General features: G+C 71.8%; 23 protein-coding genes. 7 read left to right on the plus strand and 16 right to left on the minus strand.

What is annotated here, in order from left to right:
- Positions 1-74: 74 nt before the first annotated feature.
- From AMK33_RS13250 to AMK33_RS13315, 15 genes are all read right to left on the minus strand, one after another.
- Positions 75-1349 carry an MFS transporter gene (locus AMK33_RS13250; protein ID WP_073932982.1) on the minus strand — a complete coding sequence of 425 codons (1275 nt, stop codon included), beginning with the start codon at positions 1347-1349 and terminating at the stop codon, positions 75-77.
- Positions 1350-1392: 43 nt separating this feature from the next.
- Complete coding sequence (locus AMK33_RS13255) at positions 1393-1872, minus strand: nuclear transport factor 2 family protein (protein WP_073932983.1); 480 nt, start codon at positions 1870-1872, stop codon at positions 1393-1395.
- A 42-nt stretch (positions 1873-1914) separates the two neighbouring features.
- Complete coding sequence (locus tag AMK33_RS13260; RefSeq protein ID WP_073932984.1) at positions 1915-2616, minus strand: SDR family NAD(P)-dependent oxidoreductase; 702 nt, start codon at positions 2614-2616, stop codon at positions 1915-1917.
- Between the two features lie 11 nt (positions 2617-2627).
- Positions 2628-2936: a muconolactone Delta-isomerase gene (locus AMK33_RS13265; RefSeq protein WP_073932985.1), complete on the minus strand. Its 309-nt coding sequence runs from the start codon at positions 2934-2936 to the stop codon at positions 2628-2630.
- Between the two features lie 43 nt (positions 2937-2979).
- A complete protein-coding gene (locus tag AMK33_RS13270; RefSeq protein WP_079194836.1) occupies positions 2980-4014 on the minus strand; it encodes an ankyrin repeat domain-containing protein in 1035 nt (344 codons plus the stop codon).
- A complete protein-coding gene (locus AMK33_RS40400) occupies positions 4014-4460 on the minus strand; it encodes a nuclear transport factor 2 family protein (RefSeq protein WP_079194837.1) in 447 nt (148 codons plus the stop codon). The genes AMK33_RS13270 and AMK33_RS40400 overlap by 1 nt, the downstream gene beginning before the upstream one ends.
- 100 nt (positions 4461-4560) lie before the next feature.
- Positions 4561-5028, minus strand: a complete 468-nt coding sequence (locus tag AMK33_RS13275; RefSeq protein ID WP_107425097.1) for a nuclear transport factor 2 family protein — start codon at positions 5026-5028, stop codon at positions 4561-4563.
- A complete protein-coding gene (locus AMK33_RS13280) occupies positions 5025-6248 on the minus strand; it encodes a low temperature requirement protein A (RefSeq protein ID WP_073932986.1) in 1224 nt (407 codons plus the stop codon). The genes AMK33_RS13275 and AMK33_RS13280 overlap by 4 nt, the downstream gene beginning before the upstream one ends.
- 235 nt (positions 6249-6483) lie before the next feature.
- Complete coding sequence (gene glgA, locus AMK33_RS13285; protein WP_073932987.1) at positions 6484-7677, minus strand: glycogen synthase; 1194 nt, start codon at positions 7675-7677, stop codon at positions 6484-6486.
- A gap of 203 nt (positions 7678-7880) precedes the next feature.
- The gene (locus AMK33_RS13290; RefSeq protein WP_073932988.1) at positions 7881-9146 is read right to left on the minus strand and encodes an ArgE/DapE family deacylase; all 1266 of its coding nucleotides are present in this window, start codon (positions 9144-9146) and stop codon (positions 7881-7883) included.
- A gap of 248 nt (positions 9147-9394) precedes the next feature.
- Positions 9395-10825 carry a HAMP domain-containing sensor histidine kinase gene (locus tag AMK33_RS13295; RefSeq protein WP_073932989.1) on the minus strand — a complete coding sequence of 477 codons (1431 nt, stop codon included), beginning with the start codon at positions 10823-10825 and terminating at the stop codon, positions 9395-9397.
- Positions 10826-11560, minus strand: coding sequence for a response regulator transcription factor (locus AMK33_RS13300; protein ID WP_073932990.1), 735 nt, complete (start codon positions 11558-11560; stop codon positions 10826-10828).
- A gap of 73 nt (positions 11561-11633) precedes the next feature.
- Complete coding sequence (locus tag AMK33_RS13305; RefSeq protein ID WP_073932991.1) at positions 11634-12242, minus strand: FMN reductase; 609 nt, start codon at positions 12240-12242, stop codon at positions 11634-11636.
- Positions 12239-13333 (minus strand): LLM class flavin-dependent oxidoreductase, encoded by a 1095-nt coding sequence (locus AMK33_RS13310; protein ID WP_073932992.1) that lies wholly within the window; start codon positions 13331-13333, stop codon positions 12239-12241. Before AMK33_RS13310 ends, AMK33_RS13305 begins: the two co-directional genes overlap by 4 nt.
- Positions 13334-13397: 64 nt before the next feature.
- Positions 13398-13883, minus strand: a complete 486-nt coding sequence (locus AMK33_RS13315; RefSeq protein ID WP_073932993.1) for a MarR family winged helix-turn-helix transcriptional regulator — start codon at positions 13881-13883, stop codon at positions 13398-13400.
- 94 nt (positions 13884-13977) lie between these two features.
- On the opposite strand from AMK33_RS13315, the gene AMK33_RS13320 reads away from it, so the two are divergent.
- The 5 genes from AMK33_RS13320 to AMK33_RS44905 all read left to right on the plus strand — a co-directional run bounded on the left by AMK33_RS13320 (position 13978) and on the right by AMK33_RS44905 (position 16602).
- Positions 13978-14313 carry a YnfA family protein gene (locus tag AMK33_RS13320; protein ID WP_073932994.1) on the plus strand — a complete coding sequence of 112 codons (336 nt, stop codon included), beginning with the start codon at positions 13978-13980 and terminating at the stop codon, positions 14311-14313.
- Positions 14314-14377: 64 nt separating this feature from the next.
- Entirely contained in the window at positions 14378-15154 is a 777-nt protein-coding gene (locus AMK33_RS13325; protein ID WP_073932995.1) for an SDR family NAD(P)-dependent oxidoreductase, read from the plus strand.
- A complete protein-coding gene (locus AMK33_RS42820; protein WP_167748567.1) occupies positions 15154-15297 on the plus strand; it encodes a hypothetical protein in 144 nt (47 codons plus the stop codon). The genes AMK33_RS13325 and AMK33_RS42820 overlap by 1 nt, the downstream gene beginning before the upstream one ends.
- A gap of 508 nt (positions 15298-15805) precedes the next feature.
- Positions 15806-16438, plus strand: a complete 633-nt coding sequence (locus AMK33_RS13330; RefSeq protein WP_327379179.1) for an LAGLIDADG family homing endonuclease — start codon at positions 15806-15808, stop codon at positions 16436-16438.
- A complete protein-coding gene (locus AMK33_RS44905) occupies positions 16435-16602 on the plus strand; it encodes a hypothetical protein (RefSeq protein WP_327379180.1) in 168 nt (55 codons plus the stop codon). Before AMK33_RS13330 ends, AMK33_RS44905 begins: the two co-directional genes overlap by 4 nt.
- A gap of 42 nt (positions 16603-16644) precedes the next feature.
- Here the strand turns inward: AMK33_RS44905 and AMK33_RS13335 are convergent, their stop codons facing one another.
- Positions 16645-17838: an RtcB family protein gene (locus tag AMK33_RS13335; RefSeq protein ID WP_073932996.1), complete on the minus strand. Its 1194-nt coding sequence runs from the start codon at positions 17836-17838 to the stop codon at positions 16645-16647.
- Positions 17839-18054: 216 nt separating this feature from the next.
- On the opposite strand from AMK33_RS13335, the gene AMK33_RS13340 reads away from it, so the two are divergent.
- Both AMK33_RS13340 and AMK33_RS13345 read left to right on the plus strand, forming a co-directional pair.
- On the plus strand, positions 18055-18861 hold the full coding sequence (locus tag AMK33_RS13340) for a hypothetical protein (RefSeq protein WP_073932997.1): 807 nt from the start codon (positions 18055-18057) through the stop codon (positions 18859-18861).
- A gap of 133 nt (positions 18862-18994) precedes the next feature.
- On the plus strand, positions 18995-19843 hold the full coding sequence (locus AMK33_RS13345; RefSeq protein ID WP_079194839.1) for a DUF3558 family protein: 849 nt from the start codon (positions 18995-18997) through the stop codon (positions 19841-19843).
- Positions 19844-19916 lie beyond the last annotated feature (73 nt).

Below are 19916 nucleotides of genomic sequence, written 5' to 3' on the forward strand. Positions count from 1 at the left end.
GGGCCGGGCGGGGCGGGGCCGGTGCCCACCCCGCCCCCGCGCCGGGGGACGCGGGGGCGGGGTGGGCGCCGGGGTCAACCGCGGGTGGTCAGGGGCGCGCCGGCCGCCGGGTCGGCGACGGGCGCGGGGGCCGGGGTAGCCGGGTCGGCGACGGGCGCGGGGGCCGGGGCCTCGGGGAGCTTGAGGAAGCGGGTGGCCCATACGGCGGGTAGGGCGATCACCGCCGCGATCAGGGCGACCAGGGGCACGTCGGCGACACCGTAGGCGTCGAGCGCCCAGCCGCCGACGGCCGCGCCGGAGGCGACGCCGACGTTGGCCGCGGAGGCGCCCAGGGTCGCCGCCAGGTCGCCGCCCTCACCGGCCAGCGAGATGACCCGGAGCTGGAGCGACGGGGTGACACCGAAACCGACGATGCCCCAGCCGGCCAGGGCCAGACCGACGAGGAGGGCGTTGCCGCCGAAGGTGTACAGGCCGAGCAGCGCCACGACCAGGACCAGGTTGCCGACGAAGAGCGTCATGGAGGCGTTGATGTCGGCGAACCGCCCTCCGGCGATCGTGCCGATCGCGCTGAACACGCCGAAGACCAGCAGGAACGCGCTCACCGCGCCGCCGGAGATGCCGGTGACGTCCTCCAGGAAGGGGGCGAGGTAGGTGAAGGCGACGAACTGCGAGCCCATCAGCAGCACCCCGGCCGCCAGCATGGCCAGGACCCGCGGGTGGAAGGCGTGCCGGGCCTGGGCGGCGAGGCCGCCGGAGCCGCTGCCGTGCACGGACGGCACGAACGCCAGGATCGCGGCCAGCGCGAGGACGCCCAGGACGACGACACCGGCGAAGGTGGCCTGCCAGCCGAGCCCCTGCCCGAGCAGCGTGCCGAGGGGGACACCGAGCACGGTCGACACGGAGATCCCGCCGAAGACCAGGCCGACGGCCTGCCCCCGGTGTTCCGGGGCGACCAGGCCGGTCGCCACCGCGGAGGCCGCGCCCAGGAACAGGCCGTGCAGCGCGCCGCACAGCGCGCGGGCGACGATCAGCAGCCCGAACGCCCCGGCGAAGACGGCCACCAGGTTGCCGAGGACGAACACGCCGAGGGCGGACCACAGCAGGACGCGCCGGGGCATGCGGATGGTCGCCGCGGTGATGAGCGGACCGCCGATGGAGATGCCGAGGGCGTAGGCGGTGACCAGCAGTCCCGCCGTGCTGAGGGACACGTCCAGGTCGTCGGCGATCAGGCCGAGGACACCGACGATGACCAGTTCGGCGGTGCCGATGACGAACGCCCCCAGGCCCAGGGAGGCGAGTGCGAGCCTGCTGCGCCGCGCGCCGGGCTCGGTTGCGGTGGCGGTACTCATGGGTGAGCCCTTCCTTCGACTCGATGACGGGGTGGGGCGCCGGTCAGGCGTACTGCAGGTTGAGCTCGGCGATACGGCCGTCGCGCACGTCGAACTCGTAGTTGGCCTCGAAGCCGCCGGTCCCGCCGGGGGCGAAGCGGACGAGCAGGGTGGTGCCGCCCGGCTTGGGCGTGTTCTTCAGGACGGTGAGCCGCCCGCCGATCACCTCGTTGTCGGCCCAGTCCCGGATCTCGTCCCGGCCGTTGAACTCCCGGCCGACGTCGATGAGCCGGGCGTCCGGGTGGAAGGCGTCGACCAGGGCGTCCAGGTCCTCGGCGGCCACCGCGTCGACGTACGCCTGCGCGGCGGAGGGGACCTCCTCCTCACCGGCGGCGGCCTCCTGCGGCGACGGCGCACCGTCGGCCGAGCGGCTGGTGGCCGGGGCCTCGGGGGTCTCCGGGGCGGCGGACCCGGTGTCCGAATCCGAACACGCCGTCAGCAGGGCGGCGGACAGGGCGAGCGGGAGCAGTATGCGGTGCCTCACGGCACTCTCCTTTTGTCTGTAAGGACTGGGGGCGGCACCGGGTCACCACGGGATCCTCCGCCGGTTGCGGAAGAACCCGCCGGTGGGCCCGGAGTCGGGCAGCGTGGCCAGCCAGGTCACCGTGTCGGCGCCCTTCTCGACGCCGGTGGGCGCCCAGGACCCGCCCATGTCGGTGCGCACCCAGCCGGGGCAGACGGCGTTGACCTTCACCGCGGGCCCGGCGGCGGACGACACCACCAGCGTCAGCGCGTTGAGCGCGGCCTTGGAGACGCCGTACGCGGCGGGCGACGGCACGTTGTCGGTCATGGCCCCCAGCCCGGAGGAGACGTTCACCACGCGGCCCCAGCCACGCCGTGCCATCGCCGGCACGAAGACCTGGCAGGTGTGGAAGGCGCCCATCAGGTTCACGTCGAGGGCCTCCCGCCAGGTGGCCTCGTCGAGCTCGAAGAACGAGTCCGTGGGATAGACGCCGGCGTTGTTGACCAGCACGTCGACCTCGATGCCCGCGTCGGTGAGCCGCCGCGCGCACGCGTCGACGCTCACGCGGCCGGTGACGTCCAGCTCCTCGACGCGGATCCGGGCGCCGGCGCCCTCGAGGCCCCGGGCCGCCTCCTGGCCGCGCGCGGTGTCGCGTGCGGCCAGGACGACGTCGAGGCCGGCCCGGACGAGCTGGCGGCAGGTCTCCAGGCCGATGCCCCGGTTGCCGCCGGTGACGAGTGCGGTGCGGGTCGTGGTGCGGGTCATGGGGAGCCTGCTCAGACCTTGTAGCGCTGCTTGACGTCCTCGGCGAAGCCGAGGTAGTCGCGCAGCGGCCAGACCTCCTCGAACTCCAGGTACTCGCGCATCGGCAGCCGGCCCAGCGCGGTGCGGTCCAGCTCCTCGGCGTCGGGCGAGTCGATGATCGCGATGACCCGCTTCTGCGCGGCCACCTTCCAGATGCCCACGCAGAAGCCGGAGTCGACCGTCTCCTGGGCGTGCACGGCCTCGTCCTGTTCGAGTTCCCAGAGCTCGTCGAGGGTGATGCGGCCCTCGTGGTTCCACTTCATCTGGACGTAGAAGAGCATGGCGGACTCCCGTCGTACGGAGGGTCGGTGAGCGGGGCGGACCTCAGCGCGCGGCGCGGTCGCGGATGAGTGCGGTCAGGGCGTGGTCGGTGCCGAAGACCTCGGCGGCCAGGTCGAGGGGGGTCTTGCCGTCGTGGCCGACCGCGTCGAGGCGGGCCCCCGCTTCGACGAGGGTGCGCGCGCAGTCCTCGTAGCCGTGCCACAGGGAGTCGTGCAGCGGGGTGTAGCCGTTGGTGGCGCCCTGGAAGTCCAGGTCGATGCCGTCCTGGCGGACCAGGTCGGCGGTGATGCCGGCGTGCCCGTTGTAGACGGCCTTGTGCAGCGGCACCGCGCCGAAGGTCGGCTCGACGGCGTTGACGTCGGCGCCCGCGGCGAGCAGCAGCCGCACGATCTCGGTGTGGCCGTCGCGGGAGGCGACCAGCAGCGGGGTGTGGCTGTCGTTGAAGCCGCCCAGGTTCGGGAAGCGCTCGTCGACCTCGGCACCGCCGTCGAGCAGCTTGCGGACCCGTTCCGTGTCGCCCTCGGTGACGGCGGCCATCAGCTCCTGGCGGCCCACGGCCTCCTCGTCGCCGCGGCGGCGGGCGTCGAGGTGCCGCTCGGCCTCCAGCAGCCGCTCCTTGCCGAAGGTGTTGACGTTCAGCTCGTACTCGAAGTGCTGCTCCAGCGAGAAGCCGTAGTGCGTGTACACCTTCAGGCTCGCGCCCCGGTCCAGCAGGTACCGGGCGATGTCCGGGAACTTGTACCAGAGCGCGTCCATCAGGGCGGTGTGCCCGGTGGTCGGGGCGACGGCGTCCACGAACGCGCCGGCCTCGACCAGGGCGCGCACCACGTCGAGGCTGCCGCCCTGGCAGGCCTTGTGCAGCGCGGTGGCGCCGGCCCGGCGGTCCGCGGTGAGCACGTCGGCCCCCGCCGCGATCAGGACCCGTACGGTCAGGGCGTCCGCCTGGCCGGCGGCGATCATCAGCGCGGTGAGGCCGGAGGCGTCGTCGCGGGTGCCGGGGTCCGCGCCGGCGTCCAGCAGCCGTAAGGCCCCGGCGGTGTCCCGGCCGCGCACGGCGGCGATCAGTTCGGTGCTCATCAGGCGGCCGCCTTGTCCGTGGTGTCCCCGCGCAGCGCGCGGATGATCTGCGACGGGTCGGTGTACGACTTCCAGCGGACGATCTTTCCGCCGCGGACGGAGAGCAGCTGGACGAATTCGATCTCGAATTCGACGCCGGTCTCCCTGACCACCGAAACCTCGTGGATCACGCCGGCGGCCTGCGTACCGTCGACCACGAGGTTGGTCAGCTTCTCGAATTTCACCTCGACGGCCTCGGTGAAGATCTTCAGGGTGTCGAGCACGGCGTCCCGGCCCCGGTAGGAGCCGATCCACTTCATGTCGTCGTTGTAGCCGGGCACCGGCGCGTAGTTGATCCACTCGACGTCCTCGGCCAGCGTGTCGAGCGCGGTGTCGAAATCGCCGCCGGAAAGCGCGTCGAACCACCGCTGGGCGACTTTCCGGGTCTCTTCGGTGAGGTCACTCATCACGTCTCCTCGACAGGCATTCGGGAATCACCGGAAACACCGGAAATGATTCGCGGACCGCCGCTGAAGCGGCAAGAAAAGGGGGGTCGACTTCCTGACCTCAGCCCCGCTCGGACTGCGCCTCGGCGGCCCGGGCGAGCAGGTGCTGGTTTCCGTCGGCCCAGGTGGCGGTCATCTCGACGCCGTTGATGCGCCAGCCCTCCCCGGTGCGCGCCAGGTCGAAGCGGTACCTGCCGCCGAGGGTCCACAGCGGGCCGCCGTGCTCGTTCGGCATCCGGTGGGTCGCCTGGAACATGGCGGTGGCCACCGCCGTGTCGCCCTCGACGTCCACGAGGTAGTTGCTGAGCAGGTGCTGGGTGGTGGTGAAGCTGCCCAGCAGCCCCGACCAGGCGCCGATCAGCTCCTTGCGGTTGAGCACGGCGGGCTCGCCGCCGTTGAGGCTCGTGTAGTCGAGCCGGATCTCCTCGCTGAACACCTCCGCGAGCGCCTCCCAGGCGCCCGAGTCGATGTACCAGGCCATACGGGTGCAGGTGTCGATGACGTCCAGGCGGTCGGCCACGGAGCTCATGGGCGGGATACCTCCAGTTGTGCGGGTGTGCGGACGGGGTCGGTGCGGTGGACGAGGTGGCCCATCCGGCGGGACCAGCGGTGCTCGCTGATCACGGCGCTGACGATGAGCAGTCCGAGCAGGGCCACTTCGACGACGGCGGCGAACAGATGGCCCACGGGAACGGCGGCGATGCCGAGCAGCGCGGCGGCGCAGTGGAAACGCTGGGGTCCGATCTTGAGGATGCCGTGGAACCACGCGATGCCGGCGAGGTAGAGCGAGACCCCCAGGGCCAGCGCCGCTCCGGGGGCCAGGGCGAGCGGCTCGTAGGGGGCCGCGATGGTCTTCTTGACGGCCGCCGCGATGAGGATCAGCCCCAGCAGCATCGGCACATGGGCGTAGAAGAACGCGGACAGCGCCAGTCTCGACCGCTGGTGCGCGTCCTGGCACTCCAGGGCGTACTCGGCGCGCCGCGCCTTCTCCGACTCGTCGAAGTAGACCCACCACAGGCAGGCGGGGATGACGAAGATCAGAACGGCGGTGGTGACCATGGACAGGCCGGCCTGGGCGCCGTCACTGCCGATGCCGAGCGCCAGGAACGAGTCGCCCAGCGCGATGATCATCAGCAGCCCGTGCCGCTCGACGAAGTGGCTGGGCCGCAGCTCGAAGCCGGAGACCCCGGTCACCATCGGCGCCACGACCTCCAGCACCACGGCCCCGGCCCACAGCGCGTACACCACCGGCCCGTCCAGCAGCCCCGCCACGATGAGCAGCAGCGCGACCACGAGGTGGAACGGTGCGATGCTCAGCATGTTCCGGGCGGCCTTGGGCCCGCCGAACGCGAACAGCGCGGCGTGCACGGAGACGATCAGCAGGTAGCCGACCCCGAAGGCGACGCCGTCGCCGTCGAAGGCGTTGGGGGTCGCCAGACCGAGCACCAGGAACGAGGCCATGCCCAGCAGGAGCAGCAGCCGGTGGCGTTTGCGCTGCGGCGGCAGGTGGTTGGTCAGCCAGGCGTAACCGCCGTACATCCACCACAGCAGCCAGAAGATCAACAGCACCTGCAGCAGGCCCCGGGGGGTCATGTCCCGGCTCAGCAGCCGGGCGAGCTGGGTGAAGTTGAAGACGAAGGCGAGGTCGAAGAACAACTCGAGCGTGGTGACCCGGGTCCCGCCCTGCGGGTCCGCCGGGCCGCCCTTGGCGGCACCTTCGGTGCAAGAGGTTGAGGGCGCATCCGACATGCCGGCGAACGTAACGGCTGTCCGGGTACGCCGGTCAACGATCCCGCCTCGACTCCAAGAGGTCGACGGGGCGGACCCGTCGGCACCGGGTCCCGACGGGGCGGGGCCTGGCCGCCCCGCCGCAGGGGCCGGGGGCCAAGGCCCGGAGCCGGAGGGCGAAGCCCGGGGCCGGAGCGTCTGAGCGCCGGAGGGGGCCGGAGCGCCGGAGTCAAAAGCCGGGGCCGCCCCCGGCTCCTCAGGTGCCGAGTGCGTGCCGGTAGACGGTGTGCACCCGTTCGGCGACGCGGTCCCAGCCGAAGAACTTCTCGGCCCTGATCCGGCCCGCGACGCCCATCGCCGACGCCAGGTCCGGATCGGCGATCAGCCGGTTCACGGCGGCGGCCAGGTCCGAGGCGAACCGCTTGGGATCCAGCGGGGTCCCGGTACCGTCCTGCTCCTGCTCGACCGGGACGAGCAGCCCGGTCTCGCCGTCCACGACGACCTCGGGTATCCCCCCGGTGGCGGTGGCCACCACCGCCGTCCCGCAGGCCATCGCCTCCAGGTTGACGATGCCCATCGGCTCGTACAGCGAGGGGCAGACGAACACGTCGGCGTGGGTGAGCAGTTGGCGCAGGGAGACCTGGTCGAGCATGCCGTCGATGCGGACGACCCCACCGCGCGAGCGCCCCAGCGCCTCGACCAGCGCGGCCGTCTCGGCGGCGATCCCCGGCGTGTCCGGCCGGCCGCAGCACAGCACCAGTTGCGCCTCCGGGTCCATCTCGAAGGCGGCGCGCAGCAGTTGGGGCAGACCCTTCTGCCGCGTCACCCGCCCGACGAACAGCACGATGGGGCGCTCCGGGTCGATGCCGTGCCGTCGCAGGGCGGCGGTGTCGTGGTCGGGCCGGTGCACGGCGGTGTCGATGCCGTTGTGGACGACGTGCACCCTGTCCGGGTCGATGTCGGGGTGGACGCGCAGCACGTCCCCGCGCATCGCCTCCGAGACGGCGATCACCGCGTCGGCGTGCCGCAGCGCGGTGCGCTCCACCATCGAGGAGAGCGCGTAGCCGCCGCCCAGCTGCTCGGCCTTCCAGGGGCGCAGGGGCTCCAGGCTGTGCGTGGTGACGACGTGCGGGACGCCGTACAGGGTGCGGGCGAGGTGGCCGGCCCCGTTGGCGTACCAGGTGTGGCTGTGGACGAGTTCGGCGCCCGCGCAGCCCGCCGCCATCTCCACGTTCGCCCCGAGGGTGCGCAGCGCGGCGTTGGCGTCGTCACCGAGCCGGGGCTCGCGGTACGCGGTCACCCCCTCCTCGTCCCGGGGGCCGCCGAGGCAGTGCACCCGCAGGTCCACCAACGGCCTGAGCGAACGGGCGAGTTCGGCGACATGGACTCCGGCGCCGCCGTAGATCTCCGGCGGGTACTCCTTGGTGAGCAGATCGACGCGTGTCTTCATCTGACTTCCTGAGGTCGGCGGTCCTGGGCGACGCCGGCACGGCAGCCGCGGCGCGGACCGGAGGGCGGGCGTCGGCCGGCCGCGGCCCGGTCGCGGGGTGCCTGTACTGGCATGACCGGGCGCCCGTGGCCGCGCGACGGCGGGGGATCCACCGCACGGCCCCGGGCGCCCTCGGACGCACGGTAACCACATCCGCGCCCGCCTCACTTCGTCCCGACGGTCCGCAGCACCGTCAGCACCAGCGTCCGCGCGGCCTCCACCACCTCCCGCAGGGACACGTGTTCGCGCTCGCTGTGGGCCACCGCGATGTCCCCGGGGCCGTACTGCAGCGTCGGTATCCCGGCGCCGGTGTAGTGCCGCAGGTCACTGCCGTACGTGGCGCCGCGCCGCCTCGGCCGCGTGCCGCCCGTCGCGTCGGCGTACGCGGACCCGACCACGTCCGCGAGGACGTGCCCCTCGGGCAGCCGGCCGCTCGCGAACTGCCCGCCCGGCCAGCTCACCACGGCCGGATGGTCCCGCAGCCAGGGGTCGGCGGCGCACGCCTCGGCCACGCACCGTTCGAACCCGGCGCGCGCGTCCGCCGGTTCCTCACCGAGGCGTACGCCGAACCGCCCCTCGGCGACCAGCAGATCGGGCACGCTGCTCGCCCAGTCCCCGGCACGCACGGTGCCCACCGACAGGCCGTACGGGATCGGGTACTCGGCGAGCAGCGGGTCCGGGTCCCGGTTCCGCTCCGTCTCCAGCGCGGCCAGCGCCCGGTGCAGCGGCAGATACGCGTCGACGGCGCTGACCCCCCGCTCCCGCGAACTGCCGTGCGCCGCCCTGCCGGGCACGGCGAGACGGAACGTCAGCGCGCCCGCGTTGGCGGTGATCAGCGTGGAGGCGGTGGGCTCGGCGATCACGCAGGCGTCGCCGCGGTGACCGCGCCGCAGGGTGGCGTAGGCGCCGAGGCCGCCGTCCTCCTCGCCGACGACGAAGTGCGCGGCGACCCGGCCGCGCAGCCGTATCCCGGCGGAACGTACCGCCGCGAGCGCGGCGAGATGCGCCGCGAGCCCGGCCTTCATGTCGCAGGCCCCGCGCCCGTGCACGAGGTCCCCGGTCACCCGGGGCACGAACGGGTCACCGTCCCACGCGGCGGGATCACCCGGCGGTACGACGTCGACGTGGCCGTTGAGGATCAGGGTGGGCCCGTCGCCCCCGTCCGGGGTGGTCCCGACCAGCCCCCACGCCTCCTCCCGGGGCGCCTCCGTCCCCGGGAAGTCCGGTTCGGCACGCAGCGCGGACAGATCCATCGACCACAGGTCGACATCCATCCCGAGCGACTCCAACCGCCCGGCCAACCGATGCTGAAGCTCCGACTCGGCACCGCTCCCCGTCACACTGGGCACAGCCACCAACTCCAGCAACGTCCGCCCCAACGCCCCCTCATCAACGGCCGCCAGCGCGGCAGCCTCCTCATCGGTCAACACCCGCACCCTCCCTCACCGGGCAACGGCACCCACCGCCCCCACCCACATACCTGCACCCCCCAACCCCCCACCAACCGCAAGCAGCCGTGCACGCCCCCGCCAACCGCGGGCAGTCGTGCCTCCCCCAGTGCCTTGAGGGCCTGGGAGGTGCCCCCGGCGGCACGGGTGGGCGCGACGGCGCCCCGCAAGCGCCGGGCAGCGCGACCCACCCCCGCCGGACCACAACACCCGGCGCCCGGAAACACCGCTCACCCGTCCGACGGCCGCGCCGCCACACCCCCCACCGTGAACCCGGTCACCGTCCCCCCGCCCTCGCGAGAGAAGGCGTACGGCGCCCCACCGTGCGCGAGCGCGACCTCCCGCACGATGGAGAGCCCGAGCCCCGACCCCGGCAGGGACCGCGCATCGGCAGCACGGTAGAACCGGTCGAACACCCGGACCAGATCGTCATCGGCGATCCCCGGCCCCCGGTCCCGCACCTCCACCCGCACCGCCCCCGCCCGAGCCGGCCCCGCGACCCGGATCTCCACGGGAGCACGACCGCCCCGGTCGAACTTCACCGCGTTCTCGACGAGATTGGACAGCGCCCGCGTCAGCATCCCCGGCCGCCCGTCGGTCGTGGTGTCACCACTCACCTCGACCACGATCTCCCGCCCGGTACGGCGCCGCGCAAGACCCGCCACCTCCTCCGCGACGTCCGCGAGGTCGACCCGCTGCGGCGGCTCGGTGTCGGACTGCCCGGCCGCGAGGTCGACGAGTTCGTTGACGAGGTCGGTCAGCTCGCGGGCCTCCTGCGTGAGGTCGGCGACGAGTTCCTCACGGGTGCCGGGCGGCAGCTCGTCGATGCGGCGCAGCAGGGAGATGTTGGTGCGCAGCGAGGTGAGCGGCGTACGCAGCTCGTGCCCGGCGTCCTGGACCAGCCGCCGCTGGTCCTCCTCCGACTGGGCGAGCCGCCCCAGCATCCGGTCGAAGGCACGGCCGAGCCGCCCCACCTCGTCGTAACCGGCCACCGGCACCTGGATGCCCAGCCGCCGCGTACGGGCGACGGCCTCGGCGGTGTTGGTGAGGACGACCAGGCGCCGGGTGATCCGCCGGGCCACCCACCAGCCGAGCAGCCCCGCCCCGACCACCACCGCCGCCATCAGGATCAGCGTGCGCCGCTGAAGCGCCCGCAGCAGGTCCTCGGTGTCGCTGAACTCCTGCGCGACCTGCACCGCGCCCCGCTCACCGCCCAGCGCGACGGTCGCCACCCGGTAGACGTCGTCGCCGACGTCGACGTCCGCGTGCACGACCACCCGCCCCGCGGTCGCGGCACCCGCGACCCGACGGTCGGCGTCGACCACCGGCAGGCCGGGGCTGCCGGGGTCGAAGACACTGCCGTCGGGCCCGAGCACCTGCACATCGGTCCGCGCGGGCCGCACCAGATCATGACCGGGCGCGGCGGAGGAGAAGTCGTGCGGCGACATCCGGTTCTCCCGGACCTCGTCCCGCAGGTCCTGCACGACCTCGTCGAACACCGACTGCTGGTCCACCCGCACCAGCCGGGCCGCCGCGTTGTACGACAGGATCCCGACCAGCACGGTGACGGTGGCGGTGACCGCGGCGAACGCCACCGCGAACGTGGTCCCCAGCGACAGCAGCCGCAGCCGCCTCCGCGAGACCGGCCGCCCGTACGACACTCAGCCCTCCCGCAGCACGTAACCCACCCCGCGCACGGTGTGGATGAGCTGCGGCCCGCCGGGCTCGTCGAGCTTGCGGCGCAGGTAGCCGACGTAGACGGCGAGGTTCTTGGAGCCGGGGCCGAAGTCGTAGCCCCAGATGCGGTCGTAGATGGTGGAGTGGTCCAGGACGATGCCCGCGTGGCGGATCAGCAGCTCCAGCAGCTCGAACTCGGTGCGGGTCAGCTCCAGCTCCCGCCCGCCCCGCCAGGCCCGGCGCGCCTGCGGGTCCATGCGCAGCCCGGCCGCCTCCAGGAACCGGCCGGGGGGTTCCGTCCTCGTCTCCGCGAGGGGCTCGGGCACCGGGGCCGGGGCCGGAGCCGGAGCCGGTGCCACCCGGCGCAGCAGCGCGCGCAGCCGGGCGAAGACCTCCTCGACGTCGAACGGCTTGACGACGTAGTCGTCGGCGCCCGCGTCAAGGCCCGCGATCCGGTCGGCGGTCTCCACCAGCGCGGTCAGCATCAGCACCGGCGTGCGGTCGCCCTCGGCGCGCAGCACCCGGCACACCTGGAGCCCGTCGATGCCGGGCATCATCACGTCCAGGACCAGCACGTCGGGCCGGCTGCGGTGGGCCTGCGCGAGGGCCTCGACGCCGTCGGCGACGGCCGTGACCCTGTAGCCCTCCAGGGTGAGGGCGCGCTCCAGGGCGTTGCGGATGGCGCGGTCGTCTTCGGCGAGCAGAAGGGTGTGCGGCACGCTCCCAGTCTGCCAACCGCCGCCGTCCCGCGGCCCCGGTGGACGGCACCGGGGCCCGCTTCTTACCCCGCTCTCACCCGGTGGGCCGCAGCGCCGCGAGCCGCTCCTCGAACGGGGTGACCTCCTCGAAGGAGTCCCGCCGGGGCAGCGGACGGGCGGTGGCCGCCCCGGCCGTCAGCGCGGCCAGCTCCCCGGCCGCCCGCTCGACACGCCCGTCCAGCCCCTCGGCGCCCCAGTCCTCGGAGGCCGCGTAGACGCCGGTCGGGACGACGACGGCCTTGAGGTAGGAGAAGAGCGGACGCAGCGCGTGGTCCAGCACCAGCGAGTGCCGGGCCGTACCGCCGGTCGCCGCGATCAGCACCGGCTTCCCGGCGAGGGCCTCGGGGTCGCTGACGCTCAGCGCGTCGAAGAACGACTTGAACAGCCCGCTGTACGACGCCGAGAACACCGGCGTGACCACGATCAGCCCGTCGGCCCCGGCCACCGCGTCGAACGCGCCGGCCAGCGCCCGGCCCGGGAAGCCGTTGGTGAAGTTGTGCGCGATCTCCACGGCGAGGTCGCGCAGCTCGACCACCTGGACGTCGGCCGGGGCCTGCGCGGCGGTCGCGGCGGCCAGCCGGTCGCCGAGCAGCCGGGTGGACGACGGGACGCTCAGCCCCGCCGAGACGACGACGAGCCTCATGCCCGTGCTCCTTCCTTCGCCTTGGCGGTGGCCAGCAGCGAACTGTGGGTGGGCGCGTCCGGCACGTCGGCCGGGCGGTTCTTGGCGAACTCCTTCCGCAGCACCGGCACGACCTCCTCGCCCAGCAGGTCGAGCTGCTCGAGGACGGTCTTCAGCGGCAGCCCCGCGTGGTCCATCAGGAAGAGCTGGCGCTGGTAGTCACCGGCGTACTCGCGGAACGACAGCGTCTTCTCGATCACCTGCTGCGGGGAGCCCACGGTCAGCGGGGTCTGCTCGGTGAACTCCTCCAGCGAGGGCCCGTGCCCGTAGACCGGCGCGACGTCGAAGTACGGCCGGAACTCGCGCACCGCGTCCTGACTGTTCTTCCGCATGAACACCTGCCCGCCCAGGCCGACGATCGCCTGCTCGGGGGTGCCGTGCCCGTAGTGGGCGTACCGGGCCCGGTACAGCTCGACCATCCGCTTGGTGTGGTCGGCCGGCCAGAAGATGTTGTTGTGGAAGAAGCCGTCGCCGTAGTACGCGGCCTGCTCGGCGATCTCCGGCGAGCGGATCGAGCCGTGCCAGACGAACGGCGCGACGCCGTCCAGCGGGCGGGGCGTGGAGGTGAAGCCCTGCAGCGGGGTGCGGAACTTCCCCTCCCAGTCGACGACGTCCTCGCGCCACAGGCGGTGCAGCAGGGCGTAGTTCTCGACCGCGAGGTTGATGCCCTGGCGGATGTCCTTGCCGAACCAGGGATAGACCGGGCCGGTGTTGCCGCGCCCCATCATCAGGTCCACCCGGCCGTCGGCCAGGTGCTGGAGCATCGCGAAGTCCTCGGCGATCTTCACCGGGTCGTTGGTGGTGATCAGGGTGGTGGAGGTGGACAGGACCAGCCGCTCGGTGCGGGCCGCGACGTAGCCGAGCATGGTGGTCGGCGAGGACGGCACGAACGGCGGGTTGTGGTGCTCCCCGGTCGCGAACACGTCCAGGCCCACCTCCTCGGCCTTCAGCGCGATGGCGACCATGGCCTTGATCCGCTCACGCTCGGTCGGCGTACGCCCCGTGGTCGGGTCGGGAGTGACATCCCCGACGCTGAAGATCCCGAACTGCATGGCCGCTCACCCTCCAGGTTGTTGACGGTTCAACTATACCCCTGGAACGAACGGCCGGACCGGACTATTCCGCCCGCCCGACGGCGCCGGACCGCAGCCGCGCCGCCTGCTCCGCGCTGAACTCCGTCGCACGCCTCATGTGGTCGGTGAACAGGGCGAGCTGCGCGTCGTCGAGGTCGTCGAAGAGCGCGAACCAGCCACCGCCCAGCCGCTCCCACACCCGCCCGAACTCGGCCGCCCGCTCCGGCACCACCGCCACCAGCACCAGCCGCCGGTCCCCCGCGTCCCGCTCCCGCACCACGTACCCCGCCCGCTCCAGCCGGTCCACCAGCCGCGTCGCCGACCCGGTCGTCAGCCCCGTCAGCTCCGCGATCCGGCCCGTGGACACAGGACCGCCCTCCAGCGTCAGCAGGTTCAAGCACTGCAGATCGGTGGGGTGCAGGCCCAGGTGATCGGCGAGCGCCTGGTTGAGCAGGGCGTGGGCCGCCATGTACCGCCGGGACACCACGGCCAGCTCCGCCAGCAGCCCGGCCCGCGTGTCTCCCGCCATGCACGGCTCCTCTCCGCTCCTGCGGATGTATCCCACTCCCGGCCCGCGCCAGGCGCCGTCCAACAGGTGATCCCCCGCGTGCGAGGCTGCCCGCATGCTGATCCTCCGCTCCGCCGCCCTGTTCGTCCTCGCCGCCGTACTGGAGATCGGCGGCGCCTGGCTGGTCTGGCAGGGCGTACGGGAACACCGCGGCTGGATGTGGGCGGCCGGCGGCGTCCTCGCCCTCGGCGCCTACGGCTTCGTCGCCACCTTCCAGCCCGACGCCCACTTCGGCCGCGTCCTCGCCGCGTACGGCGGGATCTTCGTCGCCGGTTCGATCCTGTGGGGCGTGGTCGCCGACGGCTACCGCCCCGACCGCTGGGACATCACCGGCGCACTGGTCTGCCTCGCCGGCATGGCCGTGATCATGTGGGCCCCGCGCAACGGCTGACACCTCACCCACCACCCCCGCTTATGCTGACCGGGACCGGTCCCGACCGCCCGAGGAGCACCCCATGGCCACCGCCGTACCGCCCGCCGCGTCCCGTATCGCCGTCGTCACGGGTGCGAGCAGCGGAATCGGCGCCGCCACGGCCCGCCGCCTCGCCGAAGCCGGCTACCGCGTCGTCCTCACCGCCCGCCGCAAGGACCGCATCGAGGCACTCGCCGAGGAGATCACCACCGCCGGCCACGCGGCCACGGCCTACCCCCTCGACGTCACCGACCGCGCCGCCGTCGACGAGTTCGCCACCGCCTTCAAGACCGTCGGCGTCCTCGTCAACAACGCCGGCGGCGCGCTCGGCGCCGACCCCGTCGCCACCGGCGACCCGGACCAGTGGCGCACGATGTACGAGACGAACGTCCTCGGCACCCTCAACCTCACCCAGGCCCTGCTCCCCAAGCTGGACGCCAGCGGCGACGGCACGGTCGTCGTCGTGTCCTCCACCGCCGGCCACGCCACCTACGAGGGCGGCGCGGGCTACGTCGCCGCCAAGCACGGCGCCCACGTCCTCGCCGAGACCCTCCGCCTGGAGATCGTCGGCCGCCCGGTGCGCGTCATCGAGATCGCGCCCGGCATGGTCAGGACCGACGAGTTCGCCCTCACCCGCTTCGGCGGCGACGCGGAGAAGGCCGCCAAGGTCTACCAGGGCGTCGCCGACCCCCTCACCGCGGACGACGTCGCCGACACCATCGCCTGGGCGGTCACCCGCCCGCCCCACGTCAACATCGACCTGCTGGTCGTCCGCCCCCGCGCCCAGGCCTCCAACACCAAGGTCCACCGGGAGCCCTGATGCCCGACGACGAGACCGAACAGCGCCGCCTGGCCCTGGAGAAGAAACGCGAACGCTACGTCTGGTACTACCTCGGCTACTTCCTCTTCGGCATCCACATCGTCGCCTTCGTCATGATCTACGCGGTGACCCACGCGAAGTAACCCGAACCGGAAACGGATCACGGCCGTCCACAGGCTCCGGCCCCGCCAGCACCTCCGGACACGGGAAGCCGGCTCGGCGCATACGGCGTCGCACCTCCAGGCAGCCGACCAGCCGTTCCTCGAACGGCCTCGTCTTGACGACGACTTCGCGACCGTCCGCCAGCCGCAGCCCCACGACCGTGGACAGGTGCGCGCGTTCGAAGAGCGTCTCGACGGGCGACGATCCCAGCCACTCGCCACACCACGCAGAGAGTTCCCCCACCACAAGAACCCCCTGTTCTCGACATCACCGCATCCGGACAGGGACGGTTGACCATCAACTTCATTAGCCCACGGGGGTGAAAGACATCGATAACACGACCGAGACATGAACACCCGACCTAGGCTCGCCATTAAGTCAACAGAACGGCACTCGACCGGGATTCCCGTCCCGGCCGAGCGCCTCACCATCAGGAAGGCACAACTTCCCATGGCTGAACAGGACTTTAGCGCGCCCGCCCGGCGTTTCATGGATCTCGAAGACCCCGAGTACGCCTACATGTTCGGCTTCCTCCAGGCCGACGGGCACCTCCACCAAGGCACAGGACAGAAGGGATGCCTCTCGGTCGAAATCAGCGCCCGGGACGCCCACATCCTCCACGAGTTCCAGCGGCTGACCCCGTACTACAGCTCCATCAGGGAGCGGATCCGCGCCACCAACTTCGCCAAACAGCACCGCTCGGCCATCTGGACGGTGCGCTCGCTCGAAGCCCGCACCATCGTCAACGAACTCGGCATTCCGTACGGAAAGAAATCACTGCTCATCCGGCCACCCCTCGTCGACTTCCGCCGCCGCGACTACCTCCGGGGAATCATCGACGCCGACGGTTCGCTCGGCTGGACGGCCGAGGGCCTCCCGTACCTCTCCCTGACGTCGGCCAGCACCGGCCTCACCGAATACATGTGCCACTACGCGAAGAAGGTCACGGGCGCGGAACGCGTCCCCCGCCGCAACACCCGTGACCAGGTCTACGTCCTCACCTACTTCAAGGAGCACGCACAGCGGCTCGCCGAACACCTCTACTACCCCGGTAGCCTCGCCCTGGACCACAAAAGGCCAACGCCGCATCGATCCAGACCTGGATCCGCCCCGCGGACATGAAAATCGCACCGCCCCGCCGCCGATGGACCCCGACGGACGACCGCGAACTGCTCCGGCTCGATGATCCCGCGGCCGCGGCCGTCGCCCTCGACCGCACCCAGCAAAGTTGCTCCATGCGCCTGTGGCGACTCCGCACCGGCCAGGTCGCGATGCCTGCCAACTGACGCAAGGACCAGGGGCGCCGCCACCCCGGCGCCCCCAGCCCGTCAACCCTTCACGCAGATGACCTGCTTGAGCTTGGCGACGACCTCCACAAGGTCCGCCTGCTGCTCGATCACCTTCTCGATCGGCTTGTACGCACCCGGGATCTCATCCACGACACCGGAGTCCTTACGGCACTCCACACCCCGCGTCTGCTCCTCCAGGTCCCGCGTCGAGAAGCGCTTCTTCGCCGCGTTCCGGCTCATCCTCCGGCCGGCGCCGTGCGAGGCCGAGTTGAACGAGGCCGCGTTCCCGAGGCCCTTCACGATGTACGAACCGGTGCCCATCGAGCCGGGAATGATCCCGAACTCCCCGGATCCGGCCCGGATCGCGCCCTTACGGGTCACGAGCAGGTCCATCCCCTCGTACCGCTCCTCCGCCACGTAGTTGTGGTGGCACGAGATCACCGGCTCGAAGGTCACCTTCGCCTTCCGGAACTCCTTGCGGACGACCTCCTGGAAGAGCGCCATCATGATCGCGCGGTTGTACTTCGCGTACTCCTGCGCCCAGAAGAGGTCATTGCGGTACGCCGCCATCTGCGGGGTGTCCGCGACGAAGACGGCGAGGTCCCGGTCGATCAGCCCTTGGTTGTGCGGCAGCTTCTGCGCCACACCGATGTGATGCTCAGCGAGCTCCTTACCGATGTTGCGGGACCCGGAGTGCAGCATCAGCCACACCTCCCCCTGCATATCTATGCATACTTCTGCAAAATGATTCCCGGCGCCTAGTGTTCCCATCTGCAAAACAGCCCGGCTCCGTCGGAATTTCACCGCATCCGCCACCCCGTCGAACCGCGACCAGAAGTCGTCCCATCCCCCCGTCGGGAACCGGTACAGCCGCGCCGGGTCGACCTCCTCGCGGTGCATGCCGCGACCGACCGGAATCGCCTGCTCGATCTTCGACCGCAACCGCGACAGGTCGCCCGGCAGGTCGTTCGCCGTCAGGGACGTCTTCACCGCGGACATGCCGCAGCCGATGTCGACACCCACCGCCGCCGGGCACACCGCGCCCTGCATCGCGATCACCGATCCGACCGTCGCGCCCTTGCCGTAGTGCACGTCCGGCATGACCGCCAGGCCCTTGATCCACGGCAGGGTGGCGACGTTGCGCAGTTGCTGGAGCGCGCCCTCCTCCACCGTCGCCGGATCCGTCCACATCCGGATCGGCACCTTCGCACCCGGCAGTTCCACGTACGACATAACGTCCCCATTCCCCCATGAAGTCAACAGAAGCCCTGAATCGCAAAACCGGCGCCAAGGTCTGCGAAAAGGGATGACGGACCGGCGTCCACGGCAGTGCGTGCGATACACATTGTCTGCAGGGGGCGCCCCCGTGCGGCAAACGATTAACCAGCGGGGACACTGGGGAGACCCGGCGGGCACCGGCCCGCACCCACCGTCGAGAGGAGCCCGAACGTGCAGCGGAAGGCGTACGTACCCGGCGTCGCCGCGCTCCTGGCGGCCGTCCTGGCCGGCTGCACCGGCAGCTCGGACGACGGCGGCCAGTCGGACAACTCCAACCCGGGAAGCGCCGGTACGGCCACCCAGGCCGCCCAGCCCGGCAAGTACGCCACGCTCCCCGAGCCCTGCGGTGTGGTCGAGGACGCGACGCTCGACCAACTCCTGCCCGGCATCGAGGAGATGACCGACGAGGCGCAGCGCGAGAAGGCGTACGCGGGCGAGGCGACCCTCACGTACGACACCGACCGCAAGGTGGGCTGCCGCTGGAAGGTGGAGTCCGCGGAGGCGACCGACCATCTGCTGGTCGACTTCGAGCGGGTCGTCTCCTACGACAACGCCGTCGGCGACGACACCCAGGCCGAGGAACTCTTCGCTGAGAAGCGGGAGGCGGCGCACCTTCCGGAGCCGGTGGTGACGGCCACGGAGTCCGGCACCCCGTCCATCGGCCCCTCCGGGAACCCGAGTTCGTCCCCCTCGTCCGGGTCGTCCACCACCGCCTCGCCGTCCGCCGCCCCCTCCGACCTCCAGCCCCGTCTGCTGGAGGACCTGGGTGAGGAGGCGTTCCTCGACGACGAGCTGAACAGCTCCGGTTCGACCGCCGAGCAGCGCACGGTGACTGTGGCGTTCCGCACGTCCAACGTGATCGTGACCGTCGAGTACGCGGAGCAGCCGGTGACCGTCGGAGTCGTCCCGGACAGCAAGGAATTGCAGGACAGGGCACGGAAACTGGCCTCGGAGCTGGCCGATTCGCTGAGCGGCTGAGCACCGTCCGGAGCCCCTTCACCGCCCTGCGCGAAGCATGCGAAGGACGACCGCGCGGGTGACTCACCGCGTACCGTGACCCCTCGGACCCGTTCCGACCGCAGGGAACACGAGCGTCATGAGTGAAGGAACCATGCAGCGACGAGTACAGCGAGACCCGCGATCACCGCGAGCGAAGCGCCTCACCCGCGTCCTTGTCTGCGCGGTCGCCGTCCCCCTGGTCGCCGCCGGCTGCTCCTCGGACTCCGGCTCCGACGAGGGCAAGGACAAGGGCGCCTCCGCCTCCGCCTCGCAGTCCGCGAGCCCGTCCCCGACGGTGCGGGCGGCGGCGTACAAGACGCTCCCGGAGCCGTGCACGGTGCTGTCCGAGAAGACCCTGGACGACCTGGCGCCGAAGGCGAAGAAGGGCAAGGAGGGCTCCTCGGACGACGTCTCCACCCGGGGAAGCTGCTCCTGGAGCAGCCTGGACAACAACGGTGTGAAGGGCTCGCAGTTCCGCTGGCTGAACGTGTCGCTGCTGCGCTTCGACTCGGACACCACCCGTGGTGCGGGCGACAAGCTCGCCCAGGAGTACTACGACAAGCAGGTGCGGGACGCGCAGTCGGCCGAGGGTGCGAAGAGCACCAAGTCGGAGCCGGTCGACGGGGCCGGTGACGAGGCGACCGCGGTGCGTTACGACCTGAAGAAGAAGGAAGGCACCTTCAAGCAGCAGACGGTCGTGGCACGCGTGGAGAACGTGGTCGTCACCCTCGACTACAACGGTGCCGGTCTCGCCGGTGACAAGACGCCGGACGCCGACGACCTGATGAAGGACGCGCAGAAGGCGGCCAAGGAGGCGGTGGCCTCGGTGACGAAGGCGAACGGCACGGGCGCCGCGCCGTCCGCGTCGGCGTCCCCCTCGAAGTCGGCGTCCGAGTCGTCCTCGAAGTCCCCTTCCGGGTCCGCCTCGGAGTCCGCCTCGAAGGCGTCGAGCAAGGGCTGATCCGACCCTGAACGGGAACCGGCCACCCGTCCCCCGTACACATGTGCCACTCTGTTGCGCGCAACAACACGCA

Source organism: Streptomyces sp. CB02400 (assembly GCF_001905725.1).
GTDB classification, from domain to species: Bacteria; Actinomycetota; Actinomycetes; order Streptomycetales; family Streptomycetaceae; genus Streptomyces; species Streptomyces atrovirens.

Coding starts and splice junctions, on each gene's coding strand:
- AMK33_RS13310 (WP_073932992.1), bottom strand. CDS start 13,333: ATGCAGTTCGGGATCTTCAGCGTCGGGGATGTCACTCCCGACCCGACC.
- AMK33_RS13325 (WP_073932995.1), top strand. CDS start 14,378: ATGGCCACCGCCGTACCGCCCGCCGCGTCCCGTATCGCCGTCGTCACG.
- AMK33_RS13320 (WP_073932994.1), top strand. CDS start 13,978: ATGCTGATCCTCCGCTCCGCCGCCCTGTTCGTCCTCGCCGCCGTACTG.
- AMK33_RS13270 (WP_079194836.1), bottom strand. CDS start 4,014: ATGAGCACCGAACTGATCGCCGCCGTGCGCGGCCGGGACACCGCCGGG.
- AMK33_RS13305 (WP_073932991.1), bottom strand. CDS start 12,242: ATGAGGCTCGTCGTCGTCTCGGCGGGGCTGAGCGTCCCGTCGTCCACC.
- AMK33_RS13330 (WP_327379179.1), top strand. CDS start 15,806: ATGGATCTCGAAGACCCCGAGTACGCCTACATGTTCGGCTTCCTCCAG.
- AMK33_RS13315 (WP_073932993.1), bottom strand. CDS start 13,883: ATGGCGGGAGACACGCGGGCCGGGCTGCTGGCGGAGCTGGCCGTGGTG.
- AMK33_RS13345 (WP_079194839.1), top strand. CDS start 18,995: ATGCAGCGACGAGTACAGCGAGACCCGCGATCACCGCGAGCGAAGCGC.
- AMK33_RS13280 (WP_073932986.1), bottom strand. CDS start 6,248: ATGTCGGATGCGCCCTCAACCTCTTGCACCGAAGGTGCCGCCAAGGGC.
- AMK33_RS13250 (WP_073932982.1), bottom strand. CDS start 1,349: ATGAGTACCGCCACCGCAACCGAGCCCGGCGCGCGGCGCAGCAGGCTC.
- AMK33_RS40400 (WP_079194837.1), bottom strand. CDS start 4,460: ATGAGTGACCTCACCGAAGAGACCCGGAAAGTCGCCCAGCGGTGGTTC.
- AMK33_RS13335 (WP_073932996.1), bottom strand. CDS start 17,838: ATGTCGTACGTGGAACTGCCGGGTGCGAAGGTGCCGATCCGGATGTGG.
- AMK33_RS13275 (WP_107425097.1), bottom strand. CDS start 5,028: ATGAGCTCCGTGGCCGACCGCCTGGACGTCATCGACACCTGCACCCGT.
- AMK33_RS42820 (WP_167748567.1), top strand. CDS start 15,154: ATGCCCGACGACGAGACCGAACAGCGCCGCCTGGCCCTGGAGAAGAAA.
- AMK33_RS13260 (WP_073932984.1), bottom strand. CDS start 2,616: ATGACCCGCACCACGACCCGCACCGCACTCGTCACCGGCGGCAACCGG.
- AMK33_RS44905 (WP_327379180.1), top strand. CDS start 16,435: ATGAAAATCGCACCGCCCCGCCGCCGATGGACCCCGACGGACGACCGC.
- AMK33_RS13265 (WP_073932985.1), bottom strand. CDS start 2,936: ATGCTCTTCTACGTCCAGATGAAGTGGAACCACGAGGGCCGCATCACC.
- glgA (WP_073932987.1), bottom strand. CDS start 7,677: ATGAAGACACGCGTCGATCTGCTCACCAAGGAGTACCCGCCGGAGATC.